The organism is Streptomyces glaucescens (assembly GCF_000761215.1).
Lineage (GTDB): Bacteria > Actinomycetota > Actinomycetes > Streptomycetales > Streptomycetaceae > Streptomyces > Streptomyces glaucescens_B.
In genome coordinates this window covers 6,425,757-6,446,939 of the sequence record NZ_CP009438.1, presented here as the reverse complement: position 1 = coordinate 6,446,939, position 21,183 = coordinate 6,425,757, and the positions used below count along the sequence as shown (strand labels likewise).

Sequence of the window (21,183 nt, the reverse complement as noted above, 5' to 3'; positions counted from 1 at the left end):
GCGCCCACGACCCGCCCTGATCCCCGGTTGTCGGTGCCACCTGCCACAATTGCCGCGCAACCCGAAGCGGAGAAGGCGGTACGGCATCGTGACGACACCGGGGTCCCTCGGAGCAGGGTCCATCGAAGGCAGGATCGCCGAGGAGCTCGGCGTACGGGAGCGGCAGGTGAGGGCTGCCGTGGAGCTGCTGGACGGCGGTTCGACGGTGCCCTTCATCGCCCGCTACCGCAAGGAAGCGACCGAGATGCTCGACGACGCGCAGCTGCGCACGATCGAGGAGCGGCTGCGCTATCTGCGGGAGCTGGAGGAGCGGCGCACCGCGATCCTGGACTCGGTGCGCGAGCAGGGCAAGCTCACCGGGGAGCTGGAGGCCCGCATCCGGGGCGCCGAGACCAAGGCGCGCCTGGAGGACATCTACCTGCCGTACAAGCCCAAGCGGCGCACCAAGGCGCAGATCGCCCGGGAGGCCGGTCTGGAACCGCTGGCCGACGCGCTGCTCGCCGACCCGGCCGTCGAACCGGCGGCGGCCGCCGCCGCTTTCGTCGACGCCGGCAAGGGCGTCGCCGATCCGCAGGCCGCGCTGGACGGCGCGCGCGCCATCCTCACCGAGCGGTTCTCGGAGGACGCCGACCTGATCGGCGAGCTGCGCGAGCGCATGTGGGCGCGCGGACGGCTGGTGGCGAAGGTGCGGGAGGGCAAGGAGGAGGCGGGCGCCAAGTTCGCCGACTACTTCGACTTCGCCGAGCCCTTCACCGAGCTGCCCTCGCACCGCGTCCTCGCGATGCTGCGCGGTGAGAAGGAGGAGGTCCTCGACCTCGTCCTGGAGCCGGAGGAGCCGTCCGACGGCCCTTCCTCGTACGAGGGGATCGTCGCCCACCGCTTCGGCATCGCCGACCGGGGCCGCCCCGGCGACAAGTGGCTGACGGACACGGTCCGCTGGGCCTGGCGCACCCGCATCCTCGTGCACCTCGGCATCGACCTGCGGCTGCGGCTGCGCACGGCCGCCGAGGACGAGGCCGTCCGGGTGTTCGCGGCGAACCTGCGCGACCTGCTGCTCGCCGCCCCCGCGGGCACGCGCGCGACGCTGGGCCTCGACCCCGGGTTCCGTACGGGCGTGAAGGTGGCCGTGGTCGACGCGACCGGCAAGGTCGTCGCCACGGACGTGATCCACCCGCACGTCCCGGCCAACAAGTGGGACGAGGCGATCGCCACGCTGGCCCGGCTCGCCAAGGAGCACGCGGTCGAGCTGGTCGCCATCGGCAACGGCACCGCCTCCCGGGAGACCGACAAGCTCGCCGGCGAACTCATCGCCAGGCACCCCGAGCTGAAGCTCACCAAGGTGATGGTGTCCGAAGCGGGCGCGTCGGTGTACTCGGCGTCCGCGTTCGCCTCCCAGGAACTGCCCGGCATGGACGTGTCGCTGCGCGGCGCCGTGTCGATCGCGCGCCGCCTCCAGGACCCGCTCGCCGAGCTGGTGAAGATCGACCCCAAGTCGATCGGCGTCGGCCAGTACCAGCACGACCTGTCCGAGGTGAAGCTGTCGCGCTCGCTGGACGCGGTGGTCGAGGACTGTGTGAACGGCGTCGGCGTGGACGTGAACACCGCCTCCGCGCCCCTCCTCGCGCGGGTCTCCGGCATCTCGTCGGGGCTGGCGGCAAACATCGTGGCGCACCGCGACGCCAACGGCCCCTTCACCTCCCGCGCGCAGCTGAAGAAGGTGCCGCGGCTCGGCCCCAAGGCGTACGAGCAGTGCGCGGGCTTCCTGCGGATCCGCGGCGGCGACGACCCGCTGGACGCCTCCAGCGTGCACCCCGAGGCGTACCCGGTGGTGCGGCGCATGGTGAAGAGCACCGGCCAGGAAGTGGCCGCGCTGATCGGCAACACCGGGGTGCTGCGCTCGCTCAGGCCGCAGGACTTCGTGGACGAGACGTTCGGTCTGCCCACGGTCACCGACATCCTGAAGGAGCTGGAGAAGCCGGGCCGTGACCCGCGGCCCGCGTTCCGGACGGCCTCCTTCAAGGAGGGCGTGGAGAAGATCTCCGACCTGGAGCCGGGCATGGTCCTGGAGGGCGTGGTCACCAACGTGGCCGCGTTCGGCGCGTTCGTCGACGTCGGTGTCCACCAGGACGGGCTGGTCCATGTGTCCGCGATGTCGAAGACGTTCGTCAAGGACCCGCGCGACGTGGTCAAGCCGGGTGACATCGTCAGGGTGAAGGTGCTCGACGTCGACATCCCGCGCAAGCGGATCTCCCTGACGCTGCGCCTGGACGACGAGGCCGTCCCGCAGGGCGGGCAGCCGTCCGGCGAGCGCCGTCAGCAGCGCGGCGGCCGGCCGCCGCAGCAGCGGCAGGGCGGGCGCGCGGGCGGTGGGGCCGGACGCGGCGGCGGCCGCCAGGCCCCGGCTCCGGCCGACGGCGCGATGGCGGACGCCCTGCGCCGCGCGGGTCTGCTCGACCCCGGGAAGGGCGGCAGGCGCTGAAACGTCCGCGGGCCCCGGCACGGGCGTGCCGGGGCCCGCTCCCGTCCCGGGGGGTGAGGTCATGACCGCGCTGCCGGAGGCCGACGCGCGCTCGGCTCCCCTCCCTCTTCCGCCCGCCGGAGGCCGGGGCCGGCTCCCGCCCGCCGGAGGCCGCGGCTAGCGTTCGGTGACCTTGCCGTCCGCGACCTCCAGGCGGCGGGTCACCCGCACCGCGTCGAGCATGCGGCGGTCGTGGGTGACCAGGAGCAGCGTGCCGGTGTAGGCGTCCAGGGCCGACTCGAGCTGCTCGATGGCGGGCAGATCGAGGTGGTTCGTCGGCTCGTCGAGGACGAGGAGGTTGACGCCGCGGCCCTGGAGGAGGGCGAGGGCGGCGCGGGTGCGCTCACCCGGGGAGAGCGTCGCGGCGGGGCGCAGCACATGGTCCGCCTTCAGGCCGAACTTGGCCAGCAGGGTGCGCACGTCGGCCGGCTCGGTCCCGGGGACGGCCGCGCCGAACGCGTCCAGCAGGGTCTCCGGGCCGTGGAACAGTTGGCGGGCCTGGTCGACCTCGCCGACGAGGACGCCGGAGCCGAGCACCGCGTGCCCCGCGTCGAGCGGGACCCGGCCGAGCAGGGCGGCCAGCAGCGTCGACTTGCCCGCGCCGTTGGCGCCGGTGACCGCGACCCGGTCGGCCCAGTCGATCTGGAGGGTGACCGGACCGAGGGCGAAGTCGCCGCGCCGCACCTCGGCGTCCCGCAGGGAGGCCACGACCGCGCCGGAGCGCGGGGCGGAGGCGATCTCCATGCGCAGCTGCCACTCCTTGCGGGGCTCCTCGACTACTTCCAGGCGCTCGATCATGCGCTGGGTCTGGCGGGCCTTCGCGGCCTGCTTCTCGCTGGCCTCGCTGCGGAACTTGCGGCCGATCTTGTCGTTGTCGCCGGCCGCCTTGCGGCGGGCGTTCTTCACTCCCTTGTCCATCCAGGCGCGCTGCATCTGGGCGCGGTCCTGGAGGGCGGCCCGCTTGTCGGCGTACTCCTCGTAGTCGTCGCGGGCGTGCCGGCGGGCCACCTCGCGTTCCTCCAGGTAGGCCGCGTAGCCGCCGCCGTAGAGGTTGATCTGCCGCTGCACCGGGTCGAGTTCGAGCACCTTGGTGACGGTGCGGGTGAGGAACTCGCGGTCGTGGCTGACGACGACGGTGCCGGCGCGCAGGCCGCCGACGAAGCGTTCGAGGCGTTCCAGGCCGTCCAGGTCGAGGTCGTTGGTGGGCTCGTCGAGGAGGAAGACGTCGTAGCGGGACAGCAGGAGGGAGGCGAGGCCCGCGCGGGCGGCCTGGCCGCCGGACAGGGACGTCATCGGCTGGTCGAGGCCGACCCCGAGACCGAGGGAGCCGGCGACCTCCTCGGCGCGCTCGTCGAGGTCGGCGCCGCCGAGGGCGAGCCACCGCTCCAGACTCGCGGCGTAGGCGTCGTCCGCGCCGGGCCGTCCCTCGACCAGTCCCCCGGTGGCCTCGTCCATCGCCCGCTGGGCGGCCGCCACGCCGGTGCGGCGGGCCAGGAACGCGCGCACGCTCTCGCCCGGCCGGCGCTCCGGCTCCTGCGGCAGGTGGCCGACGGCCGCGGTGGGCGGGGAGAGCCGGAGTTCACCCTGCTCGGGGGTGTCGAGGCCGGCGAGCAGGCGCAGCAGGGTGGACTTCCCGGCACCGTTGGCGCCGACCAGGCCGATCACGTCGCCGGGGGCCACGACGAGGTCGAGACCGGTGAACAGCGAGCGGTCGCCGTGGCCGGCGGCGAGGTCCTTGGCGACGAGGGTGGCAGTCATCAGACCGCCGATCCTAACGGCCGTCCCGGCAGCCGTTCACCGCGCTCGCCCCGCCACCCCTGGCGCAACGGGCACGCCCTTCACGGCTCCGGCGTCCGGACCGCGTGCACGGTCCTGAGCGCGGCATGACACCTTCGGCTACCGTCCCCGCATGGACAGTGACGTGCGGGGTGACGTGGTCGTCGTGGGGGGCGGGATCATCGGGCTGACGACGGCCGTGGTGCTCGCGGAGCGCGGCCGGCGGGTCAGGCTGTGGTCGCGCGAGCCCGTCGAGCGGACCACCTCGGCCGTCGCCGGTGCCCTGTGGTGGCCGTACCGGATACGGCCGGTCGCGGCGGCCCGGGCGTGGGCGCTGCGCTCGCTCCAGGTGTACGAGGAGCTGGCCGCGCGGCCCGGGGCGACCGGCGTACGGCTGGCCGAGGGGGTGCTGGGCGAGACGGATCCGGACGAGGTGGGCGGCTGGGCGGCGGGGCGGCTGCCCGGGCTGCGGGCGGCCACCCCGGAGGAGTACGCCGGGGCGGGACTGTGGGCGCGGCTGCCGCTGCTCGACATGACGGCCCATCTGCCCTGGCTGCGGGAGCGCTTCCGGGCGGCGGGCGGTGTGGTCGAGGAGCGCGCGGTGGCGACGCTGGCCGAGGCCGACGCGCCGGTGGTGGTCAACTGCACGGGGCTGGGCGCCCGGACGCTCGTGCCGGATCCGGCGGTGCGGCCGGTGCGCGGGCAGCTGGTCGTGGTGGAGAACCCGGGCATCCGCACCTGGACGGTCTCCACCGGGCCCGGCGGGGAGCCGGTGTACTTCTTCCCGCAGCCCGGCGGCCTGGTGCTGGGCGGCACGGCCGAGGAGGACGTGTGGACGGCGGAGCCGGATCCCGCCGTGGCGGAGGCGATCGTACGGCGCTGCGCGGCGCTGCGGCCGGAGATCGCCGGGGCGCGGGTGCTGGCGCACCGGGTGGGTCTGCGGCCCGCGCGCGACGCGGTGCGGCTGGAGCGGGAGACGCTCGCGGACGGGCGGCTGCTGGTGCACAACTACGGCCACGGGGGCGCGGGCGTCACCGTGGCCTGGGGCTGCGCGGAGGAGGCGGCCGGGCTGGCCGGCGCCCCCTCCGCGTGACGCCGGACCGGGGCCTTTCGCGTGCCCGGCCCGCGGCGCCGCGTGAACCGGACGGGGGAACCTAGGGCACGGGGTGCGCGGGGCGTGGCTCGCGTACGCCGTCGAGCGGGGTGGCCTCGGGTGCGGTGGTCGCCGTACCGGAGGTGGCGCGGGCGAAGGCGGTCGCGCCGCCCGTGAAGGGCACCCGTGCGAAGGTGCGGGCCAGGTCGAGCGTGAGCGTCGGGGTGGTGGAGGGGGGCTCGATCAGGTCCTTGTCGGTCCCGGCGACGATCAGCGCGAGCCGGTGGCCCTCGGGCACGACGTGGTCGGTGGCGGCCAGGTCGAGGGTGATCGTGTACGGCGTGCCGGGGGTGAGGGGGGCGCCGGTGGCGGAGGCGTGGTTGCCGAGGTCGGCCCAGCCGCGGCTGACGATGGTGTAGTCGACGTCCGCGGTCTCCGCCACGGTCCGCTTGAAGCAGGCGCTGTCGCCGGTGGTGCTCGCGCCCCAGCAGGTGCGCTCGTCGAGGGTGGTGATGCCCTCGCCGGCGGCGGCGTAGTCGCGGATGGTGCCGGGGCCGATGTCGACCAGTACGGCACTGAGGTGGGCGCTGGTGGTGCTGGGGGTCGCGGTGACGGTGACCCTGGAGGAGCCGGACAGGCGCAGGTCACGGGTGAGCGGCGGGGTGGTGAAGCCCGCCTTGTCGGGGGTGGGCCGGTCGATGCGGGACGCCCAGTCGGTCTCGTCGTGCTCCGGGTGGTCGGTGAAGGTCTCGGTGCCGGTGCCGGGGCGCAGTCCGAGGGTGCCGACGCCGTCGAGGGCGCCCTCGGCGGGCCGCAGGGTGGCCGTCGCGGTGCCTGTCGGCGGCCACACGGACGAGGTGACCCACTGGTCGGGGGCGCGTTCGACGTCGGCCATGGGCTCGTCCTCGATGCCGTTGTCGTAGCCCAGGAGTTCGTGGTCGAACCAGCGGTGCAGGGTGTCGACCCAGGCGGCGCGCCGGAAGTCGAAGGGGTCGACGTGGCCGGCCTGGGAGAGCCAGATCTTGCGGTCGACGCCGTGCTTCGCGAGCGCGTCCCACCACTGGCCGAAGTGCTTGGCGCGGACGTTGAGGTCCTGCATGCCGTGGACGACGAAGACGCTGGCCTCGACGCGGGCGGCGTGGCGGACGTAGTCGCGCTCGGTCCACAGCGGGGTCCAGTCGCCGGTGCGCGGGGCGCCGTCGACGATGCGCTGCTGGACGGCCGCGCAGCGGGCGCGGGCCTCGGGGCTCTCGACGCGGTCCGCCAGCCCGTCGGGGCCGGAGTCGAACAGGGGGGCGCCCTTGGCGAAGTAGTAGTCGTACCAGGAGGAGATGGCGCCGATCGGGACGATGGTCTCCAGTCCCTCGACGCCGGTGGCGGCGACGCCGTTGGCGATGGTGCCGTCGTAGCTCTTGCCGATCATGCCGGTCCTGCCGTCGGTCCACGTCGCCTCGGCGCGGGTGGTGCCGGTGCGGGTGGTGTACGCCGTGGCGCGGCCGTTCAGCCAGTCGACGACGGCCTTCGCGGACTGGATGTCGGAGCGGCCGCCGACGTCCACACAGCCGTCGGAGCGGTTGGTTCCGGCGAGGTCGACGCCGATGACGGCGTAGCCGCGCGGGACGAAGTAGTTGTCGTAGAACAGCGGCATCCGGACGACGTTGCCGGCCGCGTCGTAGGTCTTCTTCTGGCTCTCGTTGCCCCGTCCGCAGCACGAGTAGTACGGGCTGGCGTCCATGATGACCGGCACCTTGCGGCCTTGGCGGGCGGCCTCGCGCGGGCGGACGATGTCCACGGCGACGCGGTCGGTGCGTCCGTCGCCGTCGCCGTCGAGGCCGGTGTCGACCCAGACGGCCTCGCGGACGGCCCGGTCGTAGGAGTAGACCGGGCGGCTGGTGCGGGGGGCGCTTCGGCCCGTGGCGGGGGATGCGGCCCGGGCCGTGGCGGAGGGGGCGGACTGGGCCGTGGCCGGGGGTGCAGCCTGGGCCGTGGCGGGGGTGAGGAGGCCGGCCATCAGGGCGGCGGTGGCCGCCGTCGCGAGCGGTCTCCAGGTCGCGAAGCGCGTGCGTATCGGCATGCGGCGGACGCTACCCCGGTCAACTCCCGCGCAGAAGGGGGCTGATGGCGTGTCGCCCGGGGTGCGGGCGTACTCGGGTGGCCGGAATCCGCCGCCGGGGCGAACATGATCGTGACGGCCGGATGGCGATCATGTGACAGGGGTGGCCATGGACATGTCCGGGGCGATCGGGACTGAATAGGCTTCGAACAGACTTTCCGCACCTAGGACTTGGAGCTGACGTGCACCGCAGAATCACCGCGCCGGGCGCGCTGGCCGCGGCCTCCCTCCTGCTGGCGATCCCGGCATCGGCCGCGAGCCACTCCCCCGGCGCGCCGGGCATCGGCGACCCCTACTACCCGGCGTACGGCAACGGCGGCTACGACGTCTCCCACTACGACCTCCGGCTGAAGTACCAGCCCGTCACCGACCGGCTGGAGGGCACGGCCACCCTCCTCGCCCGCACCACCGAGGACCTGTCGAGGTTCAACCTGGACTTCCTGCTGGACGTGAGCGAGGTCCGGGTCAACGGCGCCCCCGCGCGGTTCAGGGCGTCCGGCGAGCACGAACTGGAGATCACGCCGAAGACACCGCTCGGCAAGGGCACCGCGGTCACCGTGGTCGTCCGCTACAGCGGGGTGCCGTCGCAGCAGCAGGCGTACGGCTTCACCAGCTGGCACCGCACCCCGGACGGGGGCGTCGCGGCGAACGAGCCCGAGGCCGCCTGGTGGTGGTTCCCCAGCAACGACCACCCGCTGGACAAGGCCACCTACGACGTGTCCGTGCAGGTGCCCGACGGCACCCAGGCCATCTCCAACGGCACGCTCCAGTCGACCAGTTCACGGCTCGGCTGGACCCGGTACAACTGGCGTTCCAACAAGCCCCAGGCGACGTACCTCGCCACGCTGGCCGTCGGCCGGTTCGACGTCACCACCGGGAGGACGGAGAGCGGCATCCCGGTGATCAACGCCTACAGCAAGGACCTCGGCGACAACTACGGCGCCGCGCGGGCGAGCGTGGAGCGGACCGGGGAGATCGCCGACTGGCTGACCGAGTACTTCGGGCCGTATCCGTACAACGCGCTCGGCGGATACGTGCCGAACGTCGGCACCGGGTACGCGCTGGAGACCCAGACCCGGCCCTTCTACAGCCCGCGGCAGTTCGCGAACGGCGCCAACACCTCCGTCGTGGTGCACGAGCTGGCCCACCAGTGGTACGGCGACTCGGTGTCCGTCGCCGCGTGGCGGGACATCTGGATCAACGAGGGCTTCGCGCGCTACGCGCAGTGGCTGTGGTCCGAGCACGAGGGCGAGGGCACGGCGCAGGAGATCGCCGACTACGTGTACGCCTCCCGGCCGGCCGACGACCCGTTCTGGACCGTGAAGCCCGGGGACCCCGGCCCCGAGCGCCAGTTCGACATCGCCGTCTACGACCGCGGCGCGCTCGCCCTCCAGGCGCTGCGCAACGAGATCGGCGACGAGGACTTCTTCACGCTCCTCAAGGGCTGGCCGCAGCGGTACGCCCACGGCAACGCCACCGTCGCCGACTTCCGGCGGTACGCCGAGGAGGTCTCGGGCAAGCCGCTCGCGGCACTGTTCGACACCTGGCTGTACCAGCCGTCGAAGCCGAGCGTGACGGCGGCGCGGGACGCGTCGATCGCGGCCCGCACCAGCAAGGCGCCCGGCGCGAAGGCCACCGCCGCGAAGACCCCGGCGCAGCCGAAGTCGTGGAAGAAGATCGCCGCGACGAACGACGTCCACGAGCACGGGGACGAGCGGCACGGTCACTAGGGCCTGTCCGCGAGGTCCCGGCAGGCCGGCCGCCACGCGGCCGGCGGGGACTTCCGGGCCGATCGTGCCGGCCCGGGTGGAGCGGAAGGCGGCGCCGTCCCGGACACCGGTCCGGGGCGGCGCCACCGTGGGACTACTCGGTGAGCCCGGCGGGCTCCCGGTCGGCCTCGTGGGCGACGCGGCGGCGGACGCCGAACCAGCCGGCGACGAGGGCCAGGGCGATCAGCGGCACGAGGAGGAGGGTCTTGCGGCCGACCTCGGGGTCGTTCCACATCATGCCGAGGCAGGCCAGCAGGAAGACGATCGTCGCGATCTCGGTGACCGGGCTGCCGGGGAGCCGGAAGGAGGGGCGCCGGACCAGGCCCGCCCGGGCGCGGCGGACGAAGACCAGGTGGCAGATCATGATGATGACCCAGGTGCTGATGATGCCGAGCGAGGCGACGTTCAGCACGATCTCGAACGCCTGGTGGGGCATGACGAAGTTCAGGCCGACGCCGAGCACGCACACCGCGCACGTCAGCAGGATGCCGCCGTAGGGCACCTGGCTGCGGTTCATCCGCGCGGTGAACTTCGGCGCCGAGCCGGCCATGGCCATGGAGCGCAGGATGCGGCCGGTGGAGTACAGGCCCGAGTTCAGCGAGGACATCGCGGCGGTGAGGACCACCAGGTTCATGACGTCGCCCGCGGCCGGGACACCGATCTTCGACAGCACCGTCACGAAGGGGCTCTCGTCGGCCGAGTAGACCGACCCCGGGAGGAGGAGGGCCAGGAGGACGACCGAGCCGACGTAGAACAGGCCCACGCGCCACATGATCGAGTTCACCGCGCGCGGGACGACCTTCTCGGGCTCGGCGGTCTCGCCCGCGGCGACGCCGACCAGCTCCAGGGCGGCGTAGGCGAAGATCACGCCCTGCATGACGAGGACGACCGGCATCAGTCCGTGCGGGAAGACGCCGCCGTTGTCGGTGATCACGCCGAGGCCGGGCGTCTGGCCGCCGACCTCGTGCTGGGTGGCGAGCAGGAAGATGCCGACGAACATGAAGGCGACCAGCGTCGCGACCTTGATGATCGCGAACCAGAACTCCATCTCGCCGAAGATCTTCACCGAGATGAGGTTCACCGCCAGGACCACCGCGAGGGCGATCAGCGCGAGCACCCACTGCGGGATGTCCGTGAAGGCGCTCCAGTAGTGCGTGTAGAGCGCGATCGCGGTGATGTCGGCGATGCCGGTCGTCGACCAGTTCAGGAAGTACATCCAGCCGGCGACGTAGGCGCCCTTCTCGCCGAGGAACTCGCGCGCGTACGACACGAACGAGCCGGAGGAGGGCCGGTACAGGACCAGCTCGCCGAGCGCCCGCACGACGAAGAAGGCGAAGACGCCGCAGACCAGGTAGGCCAGCGCGAGCGCGGGGCCCGCGTTGTGGAGGCGGCCGCCGGCGCCGAGGAAGAGTCCGGTGCCGATGGCGCCGCCGATGGCGATCATGTTGACGTGGCGGGCCTTGAGGTCCTTGCTGTAACCGGCGTCGCCCGCGTCCGCGGGCGTCCGGGTCGCCTCGGGGTGCGCGGCGACCTGTGCCGTGTCCACGGCGTCCTTGCTCACGGGTGGTTCCACTCTCTGGTGCGCCCCGGGCGGTGTACCGGCCGGGGTGTCCGTACGTGACTCGGCCCGCACCACCCTGGGTGTCGCGGCACAGACCGGGGCAGCACCTTCCCACACGTAAACGGTCACATGCGGTGACCCAGGTCACAGAGCGTTACTTCTCACAGGTTCTCCGGGGAATCACCGGAGAACCGCCGGAGGTTTCACACTCCTGGTGGGACAGCGATACTGCTGCGCATGACGAGCCACGCCGAGGAGCCGCCCCTCACCGTCGACGAGCTGGCCGCGCGGGCGGGTGTCACGGTGCGCACGGTGCGCTTCTACAGCACCCGGGGTCTGCTGCCGCCGCCGGTGATCGGCCCGCGCCGGGTCGGGCACTACGGCGCGGAGCACCTGGCCCGCCTCGCGCTGATCGAGGAGCTCCAGCACCAGGGGATGACGCTCGCGGGCATCGAACGCTATCTCCGGCAGCTCCCGCCGGACCTGAGCGACCGGGACCTGGCCATCCACCGCGCGGTGGTGGCGTCCTGGGCGCCGGAAACCGTGGAGACGGTGTCCCGGGACGAGCTGGCGCGACGGGCGGGGCGGACGCTGGGCGACGACGAGGTGGACCGGCTGGTCGCCATGGACGTCGTACGACCGGACGGTGACGGGTACCGCGTCGATCTCGGGCTGCTGCGGCTCGGCGTCCGGCTGCTGGACGTGCCGGTGTCCCAGGAGGCGATCATGGCGGCGCGCGAGGTGCTCATCGAGCACTCGCGCGCCGCCGCCCATGAGCTGGCCCGGCTCCTGCGGGGCGAGGTGGCGGAGCGTGACGCCCAGGACGCGCGGTCGTTGTCGGCCCACATGCAGCCGCTGGTCGTGCAGGCCCTGCTGACCACCTTCCAGCGCTCGCTCAGGGAAGAGCTGGGCGAGTGGCTGTCGTCGTCACGCCCGGTCTGAGTCGGTGAACCGCTCCCCCTTCTCCGCCTTCTCCACCAGCAGCGCCGGGGGCGTGAACCGGTCGCCGTAGCGCTCGGCCAGCTCACGCGCGCGGGCCACGAAGCCGGGCAGACCGGCACCCGCCCCCGTGCGGCTCTCGTAGCCGTTGATGTACTGGAGCACGCCGCCGGTCCAGCCCGGGAAGCCGATGCCGAGGATGGAGCCGATGTTGGCGTCGGCGACGGACGTCAGGACGCCTTCCTCCAGCAGCCGCACCGTGTCCAGTGCCTCGGCGAAGAGCATGCGTTCCTGCATGTCCTCGAAGGGGATGGTGTGGCCCGGCTTCGTGAAGTGCTCGCGCAGGCCCGGCCACAGCCCGGCGCGCCTGCCGCTGTCGTCGTAGTCGTAGAAGCCGGCGCCGCCGCTGCGGCCGGTGCGGCCGAACTCGTCGACCATGCGGTCGATGACGGCCTCCGCCGGGTGCGGGGTCCAGGTGCCGCCGGCCTCCTCGACGGCCCGCTTCGTCTCCGCGCGGATCTTGCGCGGCAGGGTCAGCGTCAGCTCGTCCATCAGCGACAGCACCTTGGCCGGGTAGCCCGCCTGGGCCGCCGCCTGCTCCACCGACGCGGGTTCGATGCCCTCGCCGACCATGGCCACGCCCTCGTTGATGAAGTGGCCGATCACGCGGGAGGTGAAGAAGCCGCGCGAGTCGTTGACGACGATCGGCGTCTTGTTGATCTGCCGGACCAGGTCGAAGGCGCGGGCCAGCGCCTCCTCGCCGGTGCGCTCGCCCTTGATGATCTCGACGAGCGGCATCTTGTCGACCGGGGAGAAGAAGTGCAGCCCGATGAAGTCGGTCTGGCGCTGCACACCCTCGGCGAGCGCGGTGATCGGCAGGGTGGAGGTGTTCGAGCACAGCAGCGCGTCCGGCGCGACGACCTGCTCGATCTCCTGGAACACCTTGTGCTTGAGGGCGGTGTCCTCGAAGACGGCCTCGATGACGGCGTCGCAGCCGGCCAGGTCCTGGACGTCGGCGGTGGGCGTGATGCGGGCGAGCAGCGCGTCGGCCTTCTCCTGCGTGGTACGGCCCCGGGAGACTGCCTTGGCGCACAGCTTCTCGGAGTGGCCCTTGCCCTTGAGGGCCGCTTCCAGGGAGACGTCCTTCAGGACGACCTCGATGCCCGCGCGGGCGCAGGAGTAGGCGATGCCCGCGCCCATCATTCCGGCGCCGAGCACGGCGACCCGGCGGACCTGGCGCGGGGCGATGTCCTTCGGCCGGTTGGCACCGGAGTTGACAGCCTGGAGGTCGAAGAAGAACGCCTGGATCATGTTCTTCGAGATCTGCCCGGCCGCCAGTTCCACGAAGTAGCGGGCCTCGATGACCTGGGCGGTCTCGAAGTCGACCTGGGAGCCCTCGACGGCCGCCGCGAGGATGTTGCGCGGGGCCGGGTAGGGCGCGCCGCCGGTCTGCTTGCGCAGGTTGGCGGGGAAGGCGGGCAGGTTGGCCGCGAACTTCGGGTGCGCGGGGGTGCCGCCGGGAATGCGGTAGCCCGGCACGTCCCAGGGCTGCTGCGACTCGGGGTGGGCGTCGATGAAGGCGCGGGCCTTGGCGAGCATGTCCTCCCGCGTCTCGGCCACCTCGTGCACCAGGCCGTTCTCCAGGGCGCGCCGCGGGCTGTACTGGGTGCCCTGGAGCAGCACCTTCAGCAGCGCGTCGGTGATGCCGAGCAGCCGGACCGTGCGCACGACACCGCCGCCGCCGGGGAGCAGACCGAGGGTGACCTCGGGGCAGCCGATCTTGGAGCCGGGCGCGTCCAGGGCGATGCGGTGGTGGCAGGCGAGGGCCAGCTCGAAGCCGCCGCCGAGGGCCGCGCCGTTCATCGCCGCGACGACGGGTTTGCCGAGGGTCTCGATGCGGCGCAGGTTCCGCTTGATGGCCATGCCGCCGTCGAACAGCTCCTGGGCCGTCTCCGGGGTGACCCGGATGAGGTCGCGCAGGTCGCCGCCCGCGAAGAAGGTCTTCTTGGCGGAGGTCACGATGATGCCGCGGATGGAGTCCCGCTCGGCCTCCAGGCGGTCGGTGATCGCGGCGAGGGAGTCCCGGAACGCCTGGTTCATGGTGTTCGCGGACTGGTTCGGGTCGTCGAGGACGAGGGTGACGACACCGGTGCCGTCCTGTTCCCAGCGGATCGTGGTGCTCTCGGTCATGTCAGGGGTCTCCGTAGAAGTCTGGTGGGTCCGCGGGGAGTTCACAGGCGCTCGACGACGGTGGCGATGCCCATGCCGCCGCCGACGCACAGCGTGGCCAGGCCGTACCGCTTGTCCTGGCGCTCCAGTTCGTCGACGAGGGTGCCGAGGATCATCGCGCCGGTGGCGCCGAGCGGGTGACCGAGGGCGATGGCGCCGCCGTTGACGTTGACCTTGTCCAGCGACAGGCCCATGTCCTTCACGAAGCGCAGCACGACCGCGGCGAAGGCCTCGTTGATCTCGACGAGGTCGATGTCGTCGATGGTCAGGCCCGCCTTGGCGAGCGCCTTGCGGGTGGCCGGGGCGGGACCGGTGAGCATGATGGTGGGCTCGGATCCGGAGACCGCGGCGGAGACGATCCGCGCGCGCGGGGTGAGGCCGTAGCGCTCGCCGACCTCCTTGGAGCCGATGGCGACGAGGGCGGCGCCGTCCACGATGCCGGAGGAGTTGCCCGCGTGGTGGACGTGGTCGATCTTCTCCACCCAGTGGTACTTCTGCAGCGCCACCGCGTCGAATCCGCCCAGGTCGCCGATGTCCGCGAAGGACGGCTTGAGCTTCGCCAGGGAGTCGGCGGTGGTGCCGGGCCGCAGGTGCTCGTCGTGGTCGAGGACGACCAGGCCGCTGCGGTCCTTCACCGGGACGACGGACCGCTCGAAGCGGCCCTCCTTCCAGGCGGTGGCCGCCCGCTCCTGCGACAGGGCCGCGTACTCGTCGACGTCGCGGCGGGAGAAGCCCTCGATGGTGGCGATGAGGTCGGCGCCGATGCCCTGCGGTACGAAGTTGACCGCGAGGTTGGTCATCGGGTCGTTGAACCAGGCGCCGCCGTCGGAGGCCATCGGCACCCGGGACATCGACTCGACACCGCCGGCCAGGACCAGGTCCTCCCAGCCCGAACGGACCTTCGCGGCGGCCAGGTTGACCGCTTCCAGGCCGGAGGCGCAGAAGCGGTTCTCCTGCACTCCGGCGACCGTGTCGGGCAGGCCCGCGGCGATCGCGGCGATCCGCGCGATGTCGGAGCCCTGGTCGCCGACCGGGCCGACCACGCCGAGGACGATGTCGTCGACGGCCGCCGGGTCCAGGCCGGGGAAGCGGGCGCGGATCTCGTGGATGAGCCCGACGACGAGGTCGATGGGCTTCGTGCCGTGCAGGGCGCCGTTCGCCTTGCCGCGGCCGCGCGGGGTGCGGATCGCGTCGTACACGTACGCTTCGGTGCTCACGAGGAGGCCTTTCGCTGGGGGTTCGGGGGCTCGGGGGCCGTCGGCGGGGAGGGGTCCAGGGGTTCGCCGGCCGCCGGCGGGGAGGGGTGTAGGGGCCCGTGGGCCGCCGGTGGGTACGGCTGCCCGGGCGCGGCCCCGGCCGGCGGGGGGAGGAGCCCGGGTATGCCCCAGTCGCGGGCCACGGCGCCGGTGTCGGCGCCGGGCCGGGCCGGGCCGGTGCGGACCGCCGTGGGGGTCGCGGAGAAGCGGGGGGCGGGGGCGGGCTGGGTGATGCCGCCGTGTCCGGTGAAGGTCGCGCGGGCGGCGAGGTGCGGGTGGTGCGGCGCTTCGCGCAGGGACAGCACGGGGGCCACGCACGCGTCCGTGCCTTCGAACACGGCCGTCCACTCGTCCCGGGTACGGGCCTTGAAGCGGGCGGCGATCGCCTCGCGCAGTTCCGGCCAGCGGGCGAGGTCGTCGCGGGCCGGCGCCTGTCCGGGGATGCCGAGGAGGGCCATGAAGGCGTCGTAGAACTGCGGCTCCAGCGCGCCCACGGCCATGTACCGCCCGTCGGCCGTCTCGTAGGTGCCGTAGAAGGGGCAGCCGCCGTCGAGGAGGTTGGCGCCGCGGCGGTCCTGCCAGCTGCCGGCGGCGAGCATGCCGTGGATCATCGCGGAGAGGTGCGCGGTGCCGTCGACGATGGCCGCGTCGACCACCTGCCCGGCGCCGGTGGCGCGGGCGTGGTGGAGGGCGGCGAGGACACCGACGACGAGGTAGAGGGAGCCGCCCGCGTAGTCGCCGAGCAGGTTGGCGGGGGCGGGCGGCGGTTCGCCGGGGCTGCCGGTCAGGCCGAGGGCACCGGTGAGCGCGATGTAGGCGATGTCGTGGCCCGCGCGGTGGGCGAGGGGGCCCTGCTGGCCCCAGCCGGTCATCCGGCCGTACACGAGCCGCGGGTTGCGGGCGTGGCAGGCGTCCGGGCCGACGCCGAGCCGTTCGGCGACGCCGGGGCGGTAGCCCTCGATGAGGATGTCGGCGCGGCCGGCCAGGCCGAGGACGCGCGCCGGGCCGTCGGGGGCCTTGAGGTCGACGATCACCGAGCGCTTGTTGCGGTTGGTGACGTCGAACCGCGGGTCGATGGCGAGAGCGGGACCGCCGGGGCGGTCCACGCGGACCACGTCGGCGCCGAGGTCGGCGAGGAGCATGGCGGCGAAGGGCCCGGGACCGATGCCCGCCAGCTCGACCACGCGGACGCCGGTGAGCGGCCCGTGCGCCGCACCCGCCGGAGCGGGCGGATCCGCGGGACCTGCCGGACCCGCGGGAGCTGCCGGACCGGGCGGATCCGGATTCCCGGGGCCTGCCGGAGCGGGCGGATCGTGCGCCGGGCCGGGTACCGGTCCGTCCGCCGGCGTCCTCGCCGTGGCCATCCAGCCCCCTCGCTGTGACACAACCGATGTAACACCGGTGATGGTAGGAACAGGTTTCAGTCGGCACAAGGCCCGGAACGAGCAAGCGCTTAGCCATTCTGGGCCCGGATCCCCGGGGCCGCCAGGCCACTCAGCGCGTGTCCCCCTCCGCTGTCAGCCGCTCGGGGGCGGTCGCCCGGCAGCTCTCCTCCACCCAGTCGCACAGCGGTTCCGCCGACGGCGACCCCGCGCGCTCCAGCGGGACGCTGACCCAGCCCGCCCTGCCGAGGCCGTAACCGGCGGGTTCCGCGCCCGGGGCGGTCAGCGCGTGCGCGTGGGCGGTGCCGTCCGTCAGCTTGACGGTGACGCCCGCGGGGTGACTGCCGTCTCCGGCGCCGAGGAAGACGAACACCTTCCGGCCGGCCTCGGCGACGGACTCGCCCCACGGGAACTTTTCGGCGGCCCCCGGCAGCGCGAGGGCGAACTCGCGCACTTTCGCCCACTTCTCCGGGGCGCTCGCGGTCACCGCCATGGTCCACCTCCGGCCTCGTCCTCGGGCTCCGCACTCCTCACGCTAGCCTCAGCCACCGACAGCGGCGCGGGCTGCGAGGCTCGACGGTGAGCGAGAGGTGTCATGACCAGGCTGAACAGGACGGACCGTCCGTACGACATCGTGCTCTTCGGGGCGACCGGCTTCGTCGGGACGCTCACCGCGGAGTACCTGGCCGCGCACGCGCCCCGGGAACTGCGCTGGGCGATCGCGGGGCGCAGCGAGACCAGGCTGCGGCAACTGCGCGAACGACTGCCCGGCGGCGAGGGGATCGGGGTACTGGTGGCGGACGTCGCCGACCCCGCCTCACTGCGCCGGCTCGCGGAGCAGGCGCGCGTGGTGGCCACGACGGTCGGTCCGTACGTGACGTACGGCGAGGAACTGGTCGCCGCCTGCGCGGACACCGGCGCGGACTACCTCGACCTGACCGGCGAGCCGGAGTTCGTGGACCTGATGTACGTCCGGCACGACGCCCGCGCGCGGGAGACGGGCGCGCGGCTCCTGCACGCCTGCGGCTTCGACTCGGTGCCGCACGACCTGGGCGTGTACTTCACCGTCCGGCACCTGCCGGAGGGCGTGCCGCTGAGGGTGGACGGGTACGTCTCCGCGGACGCGTCCTTCTCCGGCGGCACGTTCGCCTCCGCGCTCAACCAGTTCGCCCGCGGCCGGCAGCTGCTGGCCGCCGCGCGGGACCGCCGCCGGCACGAACCGCGGCTGGTGGGCCGCCGGGCCACGACGCCCGCGGGCGCCCCGCGGTTCGCCCCCGAGGTGGGGGCCTGGGCCCTGCCGCTGCCCACCATCGACCCGCAGGTCGTGGGCCGCTCGGCGAAGGCCCTGGCACGGTACGGCCCCGACTTCCGCTACCGCCACTACGCGGCCGTGCGGCGGCTGCCGGTCGCGGTCGGCTCGGTGGCGGCCGTCGGCGCGCTGTTCGCGGCGGCCCAGCTGCCCCCCGCGCGGCGCTGGCTGACCGGCCGGCTCAAGCCGGGCGACGGGCCGAGCGCCGAGAAGCGGGCACGCAGCTGGTTCTCGGTGCGGTTCGTCGGGGAGGGGGGTGGCCGACGGGTGCTGACGGAGGTCTCGGGCGGCGATCCGGGCTACGACGAGACGGCGAAGATCTTCGCCGAGTCCGCCCTCTCCCTCGCCCTCGACGACCTGCCGCCGACGGCCGGACAGGTCACCACGGCGGTCGCCATGGGCGACGCCCTGACCGAGCGGCTGCGCGCGGCCGGCATCACCTTCCGGGTGGCGGCGAGCCGCTGACCCGGCGGCCCTACAGCGGCCACTCCAGCACCGTGTAGATCATCCCGGCGATCCAGGCGAGCCCCGCCAGCGTGGCGAGGACCAGCGCGGCCGTCACGGCGCGCTCGACGGGACGGTGCGGGTCGGTGAGGGGCTCCGGGGCCCGGTGCGAGGTCATGCGGCCAGCCTGCCGGTCACGCCCCGGGCGCACATCCGTACGCGTACTCAGCCGCGGTACTCAGGAGGTCGCCTCGCGCAGGGCCCGGCGGCACAGGGCGTCCGCCCGGCGGGTGGTCTCGGGGAGGCGGTAGTCGCGGGCCAGGGCCAGGATGTGGGCGCAGGCGTTGTCCAGGCTCACGCGGTGGCCGACGGAGACGAAGACCGGCTTGACGTCGGCGCGGGTGCGCAGGGCGCGGCCGACCTCCTCGTCGCCCGCGCGCAGGGGGGCCGACGCGCCGCGCGGGGTGCCCGGCTCCTCGTAGGTGAAGGTGAAGGGGTTCTTGGCGACGCCGATCGTGGGCAGGCCGGTGAGCACGCCGAGGTGGCTGGCGAGGCCGAAGCGGCGCGGGTGGGCCAGACCGTAGCCGTCGCAGACCACCAGGCCGGGCGGGCACGGGAGGCCGTCGAGTGCGGCCAGGACCGTGGGGATCTCCCGGAAGGCGAGGAGGCCGGGCACGTAAGGGAAGGAGACGCGGCCGACGGCGGTGGCCTCGGCGAGGAGGTCCAGGCTCGCCGCGTCCAGGACCACGGCCGCCGCCACGACCACGTCACGCTCGTCGTCGTAGGCGACGTCGACTCCGGTGACGTGTCCGGTGCCGGGCGGCGGCCCCGGTTCGTCCAGCACCACTCGGGTCCGCAACTCGTCCTGGACGGCGCGGGCCTCTTCCTCGGTCGCGGGCCAGCCCGCGGGGATGCGTACGGTCGTCATGGTGGGCACGAGCGTACGGGGCCGCGCCGCCCGCGTGGGCCGGTGGTGCGGCTCACTTGCCGAGCGCGCGCTGCAACTGCTGCTTGTTCATGTCCGAACGGCCATGGATGTTGCGCTTCTTGGCCTCCTGGTACAGCTGGTCGTAGGTGGGTGCCTGGGAGCCCTTGCCGGAGCGCTGGCCACCCCGCTTGGACGACGACATGTCCTGCGTGGAGGTGCGGCTGGCGGTCTTGGACTCGCCGGAGCGGGCGCGTTCCTTGTTCACCGTGCGCGCCGCGATCTCCTTGGCCCGCCCGGTGCTCTCGCCGCGCTTCTCGGCGCTCTCCTTGATGTGCTCGTACTGTCGCTCCCGTTTGGGGCTCGAACCGCGAGGCATGTCCGCTCACTTCCTTTCACGATCTGTGAACGGGTACCCACATTGCCGATGCGCACGGCCCTCCGCGCGTTCAGTGCTCCAGGCGGGCCACACGGCCCTGCTCCCCGGCGGCCCAACAGCCCCGGTCAGGGGCGCAGTCCACGGTGTCGTACGAGCCGCTGTCCACCGTGCGCCAGGTCCGGCCGGCGTCCGTGGTGAGGTCGGTGCCGGTGGGGCCGACGGCGAGGGCCGCGGTGCGGTGGTGCGGGAGCCAGGCGACGCCGGACCGGTAGGCGGACGGAGGCGTGGGGGCGGGCCGCCAGCGGCGGCCGCCGTCGGTGGTGTGCGCCGCCGCGCGGGGCGCGCTCTGGCCGGGGCGGTAGTCGCCGCCGACGGCGAGACCGTGGGCGCGGTCGCGGAAGGCGAGGGCGAAGACGCCGCGGGCCGCGTCGCCGGCCGGGAGCGGGGTGTCGGTGGCCGTCCAGGTCAGCCCGCGGTCCCCGGAGTGCAGGACGCGCGCGCGTGCGGCTCCGCCGGTGGCCAGCCACACGTCCCGCGGTCCGGCGGTGACCAGGCACTGCCCGCTCGCGGCGAACCCGGCCTCACCCTCCAGGGCGGGCGGCATGCCCGCGTCGGGCAGCAGCCGCCAGGACCGGCCGCCGTCGCGGGTGGCCAGGAGGCGGAACCTGCCGTCCACCGGGTCGCTCATCGCCAGTCCGTGGCGGCGGTCGAAGAAGGCCATGCAGTCGTAGAAGGCGCGCGAGTCAGTGTTGCGGAACGACTCCGTCCAGGTCGCTCCGCCGTCGTCGGTGCGGTAGACGCGCGACGCCTCGCCCTCACCGATGGCCAGCACCACGGCCCGGCGCGCGTCGAACGCCTCGATGTCGCGGAACTGCAGGCCGGCCGTGCCGGGCGGGGAGACGTCGCGCCAGCCCGCCCCGCCGTCGGTGGTGCGCAGGACCGTGCCGCCGGTGCCGGACACCCAGGCCACGTCCCGGCTCACGGCGGCCAGGCCACGGAAGCGCGCCTCGGTGGGGCCGGTGTCCTTCAGGGCCCAGTGCGGGGCCGCGGGGCTGGGGGTGGGGTGCGGGGCCGGGACGTGGGCCCGCGCGGGGACCGCCGTCAGCGCGGCGACCGCCAGCACGGCGGCGACGGCGGCGACGGCCCTGCCCGCGCGTCCGGCCCGTCCCGCGCGTCCGGCCCGTCCCGCGCGTCCCGCCGGTGCCGGCCGTCCGGCGCCTGCCGCTCGTCCCGTCGGTGTCCCGTTTCCCGTGCTCCCCCAGCGCCTCATGGCGGGCGAAGCTAGCGGACCTGCCGGGCGCCGTCCAGAGGGCCTCCGCGCGGGGCGGTCTCGGCGGCCACCCGGGATCGGATGCGGGCAAAAGCCGCAGGTCACCCCACGTGGCACATCCATATGACTGAATCGCGGCGGAGAAGGAACACGGTGACGGAGGTCACGCGGCACGGGCATGCACGGACGGGCCGATTCCGACGTCTCACCCAGTGCCCGG

Annotated in this window: 16 protein-coding genes; 5 read left to right on the top strand and 11 right to left on the bottom strand. The window is 73.7% G+C overall.

What is annotated here, in order from left to right; translation table 11 throughout:
- Positions 1 to 88 precede the first annotated feature (88 nt).
- A complete protein-coding gene (locus tag SGLAU_RS27820; RefSeq protein WP_043505276.1) occupies positions 89 to 2,479 on the top strand; it encodes a Tex family protein in 2,391 nt (796 codons plus the stop codon).
- A 156-nt stretch (positions 2,480 to 2,635) separates the two neighbouring features.
- On the opposite strand, the gene SGLAU_RS27815 is transcribed toward SGLAU_RS27820, so the two are convergent.
- Complete coding sequence (locus SGLAU_RS27815) at positions 2,636 to 4,276, bottom strand: ABC-F family ATP-binding cassette domain-containing protein (RefSeq protein WP_043505275.1); 1,641 nt, start codon at positions 4,274 to 4,276, stop codon at positions 2,636 to 2,638.
- Positions 4,277 to 4,427: 151 nt separating this feature from the next.
- Between SGLAU_RS27815 and SGLAU_RS27810 the strand changes: the two genes are divergently transcribed.
- Positions 4,428 to 5,387, top strand: coding sequence for an FAD-dependent oxidoreductase (locus tag SGLAU_RS27810; RefSeq protein WP_043505274.1), 960 nt, complete (start codon positions 4,428 to 4,430; stop codon positions 5,385 to 5,387).
- A gap of 61 nt (positions 5,388 to 5,448) precedes the next feature.
- Here SGLAU_RS27810 and SGLAU_RS27805 read toward each other — a convergent pair whose 3' ends face one another.
- Positions 5,449 to 7,461 (bottom strand): Xaa-Pro dipeptidyl-peptidase, encoded by a 2,013-nt coding sequence (locus SGLAU_RS27805; protein ID WP_043505273.1) that lies wholly within the window; start codon positions 7,459 to 7,461, stop codon positions 5,449 to 5,451.
- 221 nt (positions 7,462 to 7,682) lie between these two features.
- On the opposite strand from SGLAU_RS27805, the gene SGLAU_RS27800 reads away from it, so the two are divergent.
- Complete coding sequence (locus SGLAU_RS27800; RefSeq protein WP_043505271.1) at positions 7,683 to 9,230, top strand: M1 family metallopeptidase; 1,548 nt, start codon at positions 7,683 to 7,685, stop codon at positions 9,228 to 9,230.
- Positions 9,231 to 9,363: 133 nt separating this feature from the next.
- Here the strand turns inward: SGLAU_RS27800 and SGLAU_RS27795 are convergent, their stop codons facing one another.
- On the bottom strand, positions 9,364 to 10,830 hold the full coding sequence (locus SGLAU_RS27795) for an amino acid permease (protein ID WP_043505270.1): 1,467 nt from the start codon (positions 10,828 to 10,830) through the stop codon (positions 9,364 to 9,366).
- A 237-nt stretch (positions 10,831 to 11,067) separates the two neighbouring features.
- Here SGLAU_RS27795 and SGLAU_RS27790 point away from each other — a divergent pair, with 237 nt between their 5' ends.
- Positions 11,068 to 11,772, top strand: coding sequence for a MerR family transcriptional regulator (locus SGLAU_RS27790; RefSeq protein WP_043505269.1), 705 nt, complete (start codon positions 11,068 to 11,070; stop codon positions 11,770 to 11,772).
- Here the strand turns inward: SGLAU_RS27790 and SGLAU_RS27785 are convergent.
- The 4 genes from SGLAU_RS27785 to SGLAU_RS27770 all read right to left on the bottom strand — a co-directional run bounded on the left by SGLAU_RS27785 (position 11,758) and on the right by SGLAU_RS27770 (position 17,129).
- On the bottom strand, positions 11,758 to 13,959 hold the full coding sequence (locus SGLAU_RS27785; protein WP_043505268.1) for a 3-hydroxyacyl-CoA dehydrogenase NAD-binding domain-containing protein: 2,202 nt from the start codon (positions 13,957 to 13,959) through the stop codon (positions 11,758 to 11,760). The genes SGLAU_RS27790 and SGLAU_RS27785 overlap by 15 nt on opposite strands.
- 41 nt (positions 13,960 to 14,000) lie before the next feature.
- The gene (locus tag SGLAU_RS27780; RefSeq protein ID WP_043505267.1) at positions 14,001 to 15,215 is read right to left on the bottom strand and encodes an acetyl-CoA C-acetyltransferase; all 1,215 of its coding nucleotides are present in this window, start codon (positions 15,213 to 15,215) and stop codon (positions 14,001 to 14,003) included.
- Positions 15,212 to 16,438, bottom strand: a complete 1,227-nt coding sequence (locus SGLAU_RS27775; RefSeq protein WP_244315271.1) for a CaiB/BaiF CoA transferase family protein — start codon at positions 16,436 to 16,438, stop codon at positions 15,212 to 15,214. The genes SGLAU_RS27780 and SGLAU_RS27775 overlap by 4 nt, the downstream gene beginning before the upstream one ends.
- A 310-nt stretch (positions 16,439 to 16,748) precedes the next feature.
- Positions 16,749 to 17,129, bottom strand: a complete 381-nt coding sequence (locus SGLAU_RS27770) for an MmcQ/YjbR family DNA-binding protein (protein WP_043505265.1) — start codon at positions 17,127 to 17,129, stop codon at positions 16,749 to 16,751.
- Positions 17,130 to 17,231: 102 nt separating this feature from the next.
- Here SGLAU_RS27770 and SGLAU_RS27765 point away from each other — a divergent pair, with 102 nt between their 5' ends.
- Positions 17,232 to 18,410 carry a saccharopine dehydrogenase family protein gene (locus tag SGLAU_RS27765; protein WP_043505264.1) on the top strand — a complete coding sequence of 393 codons (1,179 nt, stop codon included), beginning with the start codon at positions 17,232 to 17,234 and terminating at the stop codon, positions 18,408 to 18,410.
- Positions 18,411 to 18,420: 10 nt separating this feature from the next.
- Here the strand turns inward: SGLAU_RS27765 and mmpA are convergent, their stop codons facing one another.
- From mmpA to SGLAU_RS27750, 4 genes are all read right to left on the bottom strand, one after another.
- Positions 18,421 to 18,567 carry a morphogenic membrane protein MmpA gene (mmpA, locus tag SGLAU_RS35760; protein ID WP_099052864.1) on the bottom strand — a complete coding sequence of 49 codons (147 nt, stop codon included), beginning with the start codon at positions 18,565 to 18,567 and terminating at the stop codon, positions 18,421 to 18,423.
- A 60-nt stretch (positions 18,568 to 18,627) separates the two neighbouring features.
- Positions 18,628 to 19,317, bottom strand: a complete 690-nt coding sequence (locus SGLAU_RS27760; protein WP_043505263.1) for an endonuclease V — start codon at positions 19,315 to 19,317, stop codon at positions 18,628 to 18,630.
- Positions 19,318 to 19,369: 52 nt separating this feature from the next.
- Complete coding sequence (locus SGLAU_RS27755; RefSeq protein ID WP_043505262.1) at positions 19,370 to 19,693, bottom strand: hypothetical protein; 324 nt, start codon at positions 19,691 to 19,693, stop codon at positions 19,370 to 19,372.
- Between the two features lie 70 nt (positions 19,694 to 19,763).
- Entirely contained in the window at positions 19,764 to 20,816 is a 1,053-nt protein-coding gene (locus tag SGLAU_RS27750; RefSeq protein ID WP_043505260.1) for a WD40/YVTN/BNR-like repeat-containing protein, read from the bottom strand.
- Positions 20,817 to 21,183 lie beyond the last annotated feature (367 nt).

Excerpts from the sequence above, each read along its gene's own strand:
- SGLAU_RS27815 (WP_043505275.1), bottom strand. The coding sequence starts at position 4,276 with ATGACTGCCACCCTCGTCGCCAAGGACCTCGCCGCCGGCCACGGCGAC.
- SGLAU_RS27810 (WP_043505274.1), top strand. The coding sequence starts at position 4,428 with ATGGACAGTGACGTGCGGGGTGACGTGGTCGTCGTGGGGGGCGGGATC.
- SGLAU_RS27805 (WP_043505273.1), bottom strand. The coding sequence starts at position 7,461 with ATGCCGATACGCACGCGCTTCGCGACCTGGAGACCGCTCGCGACGGCG.
- SGLAU_RS27790 (WP_043505269.1), top strand. The coding sequence starts at position 11,068 with ATGACGAGCCACGCCGAGGAGCCGCCCCTCACCGTCGACGAGCTGGCC.
- SGLAU_RS27785 (WP_043505268.1), bottom strand. The coding sequence starts at position 13,959 with ATGACCGAGAGCACCACGATCCGCTGGGAACAGGACGGCACCGGTGTC.
- SGLAU_RS27770 (WP_043505265.1), bottom strand. The coding sequence starts at position 17,129 with ATGGCGGTGACCGCGAGCGCCCCGGAGAAGTGGGCGAAAGTGCGCGAG.
- SGLAU_RS27765 (WP_043505264.1), top strand. The coding sequence starts at position 17,232 with ATGACCAGGCTGAACAGGACGGACCGTCCGTACGACATCGTGCTCTTC.
- mmpA (WP_099052864.1), bottom strand. The coding sequence starts at position 18,567 with ATGACCTCGCACCGGGCCCCGGAGCCCCTCACCGACCCGCACCGTCCC.
- SGLAU_RS27760 (WP_043505263.1), bottom strand. The coding sequence starts at position 19,317 with ATGACGACCGTACGCATCCCCGCGGGCTGGCCCGCGACCGAGGAAGAG.
- SGLAU_RS27755 (WP_043505262.1), bottom strand. The coding sequence starts at position 19,693 with ATGCCTCGCGGTTCGAGCCCCAAACGGGAGCGACAGTACGAGCACATC.